We start from the raw sequence: 6,516 nt of genomic DNA, 5'->3' as shown, positions 1-6,516 counted from the left end.
AAAAAAAAAAAACGATTTTTCTGCATTTCAATGGAAAAAATGTAACATTTTTATGGGATTTAACGATATTTTTACATAAAATGAGATGAAATCTTGTTTTATTTTTAAGCTTTATTTAAGTGTTTTAGAAGTTAAGATTCTCTGCCTTATGATTGGAGTGCATGGCTTGTGGCACAAAAAATAGCAAGAAATTAGTTTTTCTTGTCATTTTGAACCATAGGTGAAAAATCTTTTTGTTAGATTCTGTATTAGATATTTCGCTACGCTCAATATGACAATTTTTAGATTCTAAACATTATACTTTGGAATCATCAGTAAAATATGCATTTAATAATATGAACTCTTACAAAAATCGTATCACAACTTACTATGACTAGAAAGTGTAGAAACAAAACCATAATTAAGATTTCAGCATGAAAGATTCTAGCCCTACATTAAAAGCCATATTGAATCTATCTTTATGCCAAGTAGACATGTTAGTCTAAAAGTAGAATCTTTAGGATAAATATAAAAATTAATCTAGTCCTTCTATCTCTGTATCTGTGCATAAGAATGCACTTTTTGTTTTTAGGTTTGAGTTTGAACGCAAACATGCGCGTAAAAACACATCGGCTTCTTCAAGGCTAGAAAAAATCGTAATAGTTTCTGTAAAAGTCATAACTTCATAAAGGTTTGTAAAAATCCCCATTTTTTCCATGAAAGTTTCAAATCCACTCACATTGTTTTTTAAACTTCTCTCATCTTTGTCAAGTTTATTAATCGTAATTTTATAGAGATGAAACTCATGGATAATGCCCCTTTCTGTGCGCGCATCAAACTTGCTGCCGGGCTCTGGCAAAATCATATTTGTGCCATAAAATTCATTCGCACTTGCAACAAGTTCTTCAGGTTTCACCACCGAAAAAACCATAGGCAAATCAACCAAAAAATCAGCTTTTTTCTGACTCATACATCACTCCTGCATAATTATCAAATATTGACTATCCATCTGCAATTATATGCAATAAAATAAAATGTTTGCAATATTTTTCCTATTTTTATAATCAAAACATTTTGAAAGTTAGCATTGTATCATATTGTATTAAAAATACACTATTTGGGAATAAATTTTGCTTCTACTTTAGCGATATTTACAAATTATAAGGGGTGCTTTATGGTCGCTGATATGAATGTTTCTGGGATAAGCCAATCTCAAGCCACGCCCACAGATAGTCCAAAGCAAAAAGCAGATACAGATACCACGACACTCTCATTTTCTGAAGCACTTGCAAGTAAAGAGCAAAAAGATTCTACAAAGATAAAAGACTCAAAAGAAACAAAAGAGAGTGAAAAAAAGACAGATAAAAAAGACATGAAAGAATCTAAAGAAGCAAAAGATTCTAAAGACTCTAAAAATGTAGCTAAAGAAAGTGAGCCAAATCCACTCACAACAAAGCCAAATAAAAAGCAAGATGAGGCAACACTTGCTAAAGCTTTGAAAGAGAGTAAAGAAGAAGATAAAGATACTGAATCTAGCGAAGAAATAGACGCACAAGAGATAGACCTGCAAGACAAGCTAAAAGAAGCAAAAGAGGGCAAAACAGATAAAATGGAATCTAGCCCCAAAGATTCTAAAATCGCAAAAAAAGAAGATTCCACAAAAACTAAAGATAAAAAAGATAATGCGAATAAGCTCGATGTTACAGCAGAATCTTTGCAGCAAAATAGCGAAAATGTAGATGAAGTAGATGAAGAAATAAGTCCAAAAAAAGATGAGATAAAACCAGCAGATTCTAAAGCAAAAAATGTAGCACAAGATAAAGAATCTCAACTAAAAAGTCTCAATGATGTCAAAAAGGAAGCACAAGCAAGAAATCTCAATCTACAAAAAATGGAGATTATAGAAAATGGTAAGAAAAATCCCATAAATCCGCAAGACTTAATGGATAGAAGTCTGCTTGAGGGCAATAAAGAACGACTTGCATTTTCCTTGCAGGATAAAGGACAGGCAATAAGCACTTCACTTGCAAAAACAAGTATGCAAGACATGGGAGAACAAGCAAAAAAAGATGCACTATTAGCAGAGCTATTAAACCGCTATGATGCAAATGCCAATGCCAAACGAAAAGCACAAAATGAAATGGAAAAATTGCAGTTTAAAATCGGTGATGGCGATAAATCTATGGTGATTGAACGCACACATATTCAACCAAAAAATATTACAGAATCTAAAGTCCGCAATGAGATTATGGAGCAAGAGTTTTTAGAAGAATTGCAGGGTATTACAGGTGATGAAGACTTAGCAGATATACTTGAAGTAAATCGAGCCAAAATTACCGCACACATAGCACAGCAAAGCTCTAAAATTGCTAATGGCAAAGATTCTCTTACTATACAAAAAACCTATCAAGGCTGGGCGCAACAAGGGCAGTTTTTAGACCCAAAAGAAATCAAAGATTCTAAAAATGTAGCCTTTGAAATGGATGTGCAAAAGCCTTTTGATGCTTTATTTGCAGAGAATCTAAAGACAGATTCTAAAGCAAAAGAAGCAGAAGTTATAAACAAAATGGATAAAAAGGTTGAAGAAGCACCAAAGGAAAAAGTCGATGCAAAACAGGAAGTGGGTTCCGTGCATACAAAGCAAGAAGTGAATATGAAAAATGCGATGGCAAGGGAAGCTATGAAGCATTTTGCAAGTCAGTTTAAAGAAGAGATTCTAAACTATAAACCGCCTATTACACGCATTAATCTAGAGCTTAATCCCGCAAATCTAGGGCAAGTGGCAATGACTATTTCTAAGAAGGGCAAAGACTTGCAGGTAAGCATTACTTCAAATGCGAATGTTATGACAATGTTTGTGCAAAACGCACAGGAATTGCGACAGAATCTTATGCAAATAGGCTTTAATAACCTTGATTTAAACTTCAGCACACATGATGGAGGTGGCAGTAATGCTGGACAAAATGACTCTAAAGACCAAAAGGAAAATAACCTTAAACTTCAAAGCATTGAAGAAGCCGAAGCCCAAACCCAACTTGGCAATATCCCACAATCACTTGAGATTGCATTACCGCAATATGCGTGATGAGAGATTGTTGAGTAATCTTTAGAATCTTATTTAGATTTGACGCAGGATTATATACAGCAAAAAAATATACAAGACATGCAGAAGATTTGAACCGATTTAATCTCTGCTAATCTCAAAGTCATGCCATTAAGTTTTAGACCTACATAATCCACAGCACAATCTCTTATGAAATTAAAATTACAAAGTTTTTCTTTGCTTAAAATGATAAATATGAGAATCTAAACTATAATTTCATATTTAAACAAAGGAAAGCCATGAAAAAATCACAATTAAAAAAAGAACTCACATTAAGGCAACTTGTAGCAGATGATGTAGAAGAGTTTAATGAGCTTTTGCGTTATGCCTTTCAAGTAACAGAAAAAGATCTTTTGACATTTGGCTGGAATAATGCCGCTATTAAGCAGTCAAAATACCCTGTGTTAAAAAATGCCTATGTGCTTGGCTGGTTTAATAAAGACAAACTAGTCTCTCAAATCGCACTTTATCCTATGCAAATAAACATTTATAATAGCATTTTTGAGATGGGTGGTATAACAGGCGTTGCGACTTATCCAGAGTATTCTGGCATTGGTCTTATGGCAGATTTAATGAAAGAGATTCTATCAACTATGCGGAAAAATAAGCAAAGCATATCCTGCCTATATCCTTACTCAATCCCCTATTATCGCTCTCGTGGCTGGGAGATTGTAAGTGATAAAATGACTTTTAGCATGAAAGACCACCAAACTCCAAAAGTCCCAAAAGTCGATGGAATCATACAAAGGGTAGATTGTGATAATAAGGACTTAATCGCCCTGCACGATGAGTTTGCAAAACAAACGCATGGCTGTCTTATCCGCAATAAACTCGCATGGGATGAGTATTGGCGGTGGGATGTCGATGATGAGGTGATCGCAATCTATTATGATAGCAACGACAAGCCCACAGGCTACATTGTGTATCTGCTAGAAAATGATGTGTTTAAAATCAAAGAGTTAGTCTATCTCAATGAAGAAGCCCATTATGGAATCTGGGGTTATATAAACGCACATCAATCTATGTTTGATAAGGTAAAAGGAGCAAATTATAGCAATCATAACCTTGCATTCCTGCTAGAAGATGGACATATAAAAGAGACCACACAGCCCTATATCATGGCAAGAATCGTTGATGTTATGCAGTTTTTATCACAATATCCTTTTGATTCTATCAATATGAATGTTATGCTTTGCTTTATTGTGAGTGATCCTTTGCTTGAGTGGAATAATAGGCAATTTATCGTGCAGTTTAGCCCAAATGTAAAGCAAGTAAAGGTTATGGAAAGAGAGACTAGCTCTAGCCTTGAAGACTTAGGGGATTCTATCTATACGCTACATATTAATATCCAAACACTCACAACCATGCTTATGGGATATAAGCGACCGCTATATTTACGACAGATTAATAGGCTTGATGCAGACGACATAACAATTGATATTTTAGAAGAGATTATCCCGGAGGGGAAAGCGTATTTTAGTGATTATTTCTAATTGCTTGGATGCAATATATAGATTTTTGAGACTAGATTCCATGTTTTTATATACTTGCCTTAACATGCGATGTTCTCTACAATAATGATTATTTTGAAATTAACGATTATTTTGTATTATTACAAGATTATTTGGTAAGAATATTTCAAATGATTTGCAAGGATAGGGCATGTTAGATCCAAAGTTTGAGAAATTACTCCATTCATTAAAACAAGCACGAGATATTGATGATTTAGCAAAGATATCTATGAAAAATATAGATTCAGAAGATTATAGTGAGCCGCAATTTGCTAATAACGCACAAGCCCAAAGTGCTTTCATGCAAGTCGCCCCAAGTCTTTTATCCGCAAATTTTTTATACTTAGCACAAGAGATAGAATCTGTTGTAAAAGGGGGGTGCGATCTCTTACATATTGATGTAATGGATGGGCATTTTGTGCCAAATATGACACTTGGACCTTGCGTATTAGAGGGGATTAAGGACATAAGTGAGATCCCGCTAGATATACATTTTATGGTTGAAGATGCAGACTTTTTTGTTGATTTATACGCGTCTTTAGCACCAAAATATATGAGTGTGCATATTGAGAGTGAAAAGCATTTGCACAGACTTATACAAAAGATTAGATCTTATGGAATCTCACCTGCTATCGCTCTCAATCCACACACACCACTTGATGGATTGAAATACATTCTTACTGATATTGATATGGTGCTTATCATGAGTGTGAATCCGGGCTTTGGCGGACAGCAGTTTATCCCAAATATGATAGAAAAAATAGCAGATTTAAAAGATATGATTCTAATGCGTAATCCGCAATGCCTTATAGAAGTTGATGGCGGTATTAATGATACAAATATCCATGCCCTAAAAAATGTCGGCGTTGATATAGCTGTCGCTGGTAATTATATCTTTAAGCAAAAGGACAGAAAGCTGGCTATACAGAAACTAAAGGTGTAAATTTATAGGCAAGGTATATAAGCCATGTGGTCTTTATTTGAGATGCAAAACCCAGTCTTATTGGATTGCCTTTAACACCATAAATGAGATTAGAATTCAAATTGCATTGACTATGCCTTAGCTGTAACGCCCTAATTCTTTCTCCAAAGATTCTATAAAAGCATTTTTATACGGGGCATTTTCAGGTAAAGATTCTTTCATTAATGCAAGGTTTGCCAGATAATCATTCATTTGTAGCATACCCTTTGTAAGCTCGAATTTTAAAAATAACCAGTAGGTATTTAACACATCGCTTTGGCAATAGAAATCAACTTTTGCTAAATCATTCTCTTGAAAAATTAGCTCATGCACTTGCGAACCACTCACTTCATATTTTCCCATAATACCTACCATCTTGCAAAGAGCATCAAGGCTAAGCGCCCTTGTCGCACCATAATTTCCCAATGTATCATAGAGATCAAGGTGGAATCTCTCGCTATATCTTTGACGATAATTCTCCCATTTGTTTTTCCCAAACTGCTGATTGTCTGTCTCGTAGTAGCCTGATAAATTGATATTGTATTTGAGTGAGCGAATGGCGATGAGTGGCATATCATAACCCCTGCCATTAAAGCTTATGAGTCGTGGATTTTGCTTGTTTAAAAAGCTACTAAACTCTTGCAATAAGTTTTCTTCTCTATTCTCCAAAGGCACATCTTTTGCAAAATGCCCCACTTTGATAAAATTACCAAAATCATCTGCTAACACACTTGCAATAGATACAATCTTATGAAAACTAAGCGGTAAAAACTCACTCCCGCTACTCTCTTTTTGTGCTGCAAATGCCTGTTTGCATATCTCCATAGCATCGCCTTCATAATGATAAATCTCTTGCAATAGCTCTATATCCGGCACACTCTCAATATCAAAAACACAAATCATTATAGAATCCTTTTGTTATATTAAGCTGATATTGTATTGCTTAGATATTAAGTTTTAAA

General features: G+C 34.6%; 5 protein-coding genes. 3 read left to right on the top strand and 2 right to left on the bottom strand.

What is annotated here, in order from left to right; translation table 11 throughout:
• Positions 1–514: 514 nt before the first annotated feature.
• Entirely contained in the window at positions 515–949 is a 435-nt protein-coding gene (locus T368_RS0107320; RefSeq protein WP_004085828.1) for a hypothetical protein, read from the bottom strand.
• Between the two features lie 204 nt (positions 950–1,153).
• Here T368_RS0107320 and T368_RS0107315 point away from each other — a divergent pair, with 204 nt between their 5' ends.
• From T368_RS0107315 to rpe, 3 genes are all read left to right on the top strand, one after another.
• On the top strand, positions 1,154–3,064 hold the full coding sequence (locus T368_RS0107315; protein ID WP_004085830.1) for a flagellar hook-length control protein FliK: 1,911 nt from the start codon (positions 1,154–1,156) through the stop codon (positions 3,062–3,064).
• Between the two features lie 257 nt (positions 3,065–3,321).
• Positions 3,322–4,575, top strand: coding sequence for a GNAT family N-acetyltransferase (locus T368_RS0107310; protein ID WP_004085831.1), 1,254 nt, complete (start codon positions 3,322–3,324; stop codon positions 4,573–4,575).
• A 319-nt stretch (positions 4,576–4,894) separates the two neighbouring features.
• On the top strand, positions 4,895–5,536 hold the full coding sequence (gene rpe / locus T368_RS0107305) for a ribulose-phosphate 3-epimerase (RefSeq protein WP_005217423.1): 642 nt from the start codon (positions 4,895–4,897) through the stop codon (positions 5,534–5,536).
• A 117-nt stretch (positions 5,537–5,653) separates the two neighbouring features.
• Here the strand turns inward: rpe and T368_RS0107300 are convergent, their stop codons facing one another.
• Positions 5,654–6,457, bottom strand: coding sequence for a 3'-5' exonuclease (locus T368_RS0107300; protein WP_004085835.1), 804 nt, complete (start codon positions 6,455–6,457; stop codon positions 5,654–5,656).
• Between the last annotated feature and the right edge of the window lie 59 nt (positions 6,458–6,516).

This window comes from Helicobacter bilis ATCC 51630 (assembly GCF_000686565.1).
Lineage (GTDB): Bacteria > Campylobacterota > Campylobacteria > Campylobacterales > Helicobacteraceae > Helicobacter_A > Helicobacter_A bilis.
Note: the sequence above shows the minus strand (reverse complement) of the source record. Positions and strands in the feature narration are given on the sequence as shown.

Excerpts from the sequence above, each read along its gene's own strand:
- T368_RS0107300 (WP_004085835.1), bottom strand. The coding sequence starts at position 6,457 with ATGATTTGTGTTTTTGATATTGAGAGTGTGCCGGATATAGAGCTATTG.
- T368_RS0107310 (WP_004085831.1), top strand. The coding sequence starts at position 3,322 with ATGAAAAAATCACAATTAAAAAAAGAACTCACATTAAGGCAACTTGTA.
- rpe (WP_005217423.1), top strand. The coding sequence starts at position 4,895 with ATGCAAGTCGCCCCAAGTCTTTTATCCGCAAATTTTTTATACTTAGCA.
- T368_RS0107320 (WP_004085828.1), bottom strand. The coding sequence starts at position 949 with ATGAGTCAGAAAAAAGCTGATTTTTTGGTTGATTTGCCTATGGTTTTT.
- T368_RS0107315 (WP_004085830.1), top strand. The coding sequence starts at position 1,154 with ATGGTCGCTGATATGAATGTTTCTGGGATAAGCCAATCTCAAGCCACG.